Source organism: Pseudooceanicola lipolyticus, from assembly GCF_002786325.1.
Taxonomy (GTDB): Bacteria; Pseudomonadota; Alphaproteobacteria; order Rhodobacterales; family Rhodobacteraceae; genus Pseudooceanicola_C; species Pseudooceanicola_C lipolyticus.
On record NZ_PGTB01000372.1, the window covers coordinates 1 to 1,070 of the forward strand.

At 70.9% G+C, this 1,070-nt stretch carries 1 protein-coding gene; it reads left to right on the forward strand.

What is annotated here, in order from left to right:
* On the forward strand, window positions 1-1,070 hold a 1,070-nt coding region (locus CVM52_RS26010; RefSeq protein ID WP_133120016.1), incomplete at both ends, for a WD40 repeat domain-containing protein.

Consider the following 1,070-nt stretch of genomic DNA (forward strand, 5'->3'; position numbering starts at 1 on the left):
CGCGGCGCTGATCCAGGCGCGGGTGGTGCTGGCGGCGGGGGCGCCGGTGCCGGTGGGGGCGCCGGTTCCGGCCGGCGATGCACTGGCGCTGGCGATATCGCCGGATTCCGGCTTTGTGGTGACCGGCGGCCGCGACGGCACCGTGCGGGTGATCGACAGTGCGACGCGCCAGCAGATCGGCGAGACTTTGCAGGGCGGCTCTGGCGGGGTGCAGGACATCGCCTTTGCACCCGATGGCAGCGCCTTTGCCGCGGTGGGCGACAAGGGGCAGCTGATGCTGTGGCCCTTTGCCGATGGTTTTCCCGAGGCGCAGCGCCAGCTGGGCACGACCAAGGACGTGCTGTGGCGGCTGGCCTTTCACCCGCAAGAGCCGGTGATCGCCACGGCGGGCGAGGATGGCCGCCTGCGCATCTGGCCGGTCGATCAGGTCGACGGCGAGGGCCGGGTGCTGGCCCAGCGGGTGGGCGATTTCACCAGCGTCGCCTTCAAACCGGACGGCCGGATGATCGCCGCCGGCAATGGCGCGGGGGTGCTGCGCGGCTGGAGTTTTCCCGAGGGCAACGAGCTGTTCGAACCGATCACCACGCTGCATACCAGCGACATCTGGGGCCTGTCCTTCAGCGCCGACGGTGCGTTGCTGGCTACCGCCAGCAGCGATGGCAGCTCGGCGCTTGTCGATCTGGGCACCGACGAGAAGATCGGCCATATGTTCCCGCCCGATGAACTGATCGGCGCGGCGGCCTTCATGCCGCAGGGGCGCGATCTTGTCGGCGGGGCGACTGATGGGTCGCTGTTGATCTGGGACACCACCCAGGGGCAGCTGGCCGGGCGGTCGCCGCATGGGCATTCGCGGCCGATCCTCGATATCGCTCTGGCGCCCGACCGCCGCAACGCGGTGACCCTGGGCGCCGATCAGCAGTTGCGGTTCTGGCGGATCGGGCCGGGGGCGGGCCTGTCGACGCGCCATACCGTCGCCGCGGGAGAAAAGGCCAAGGGACTGGCGCTGGCCGAGGGCGCAGTGGCCTTTGGCGATACCCAGGGGGCGGTCACGGTGGCGCCGCTGGGCGGCG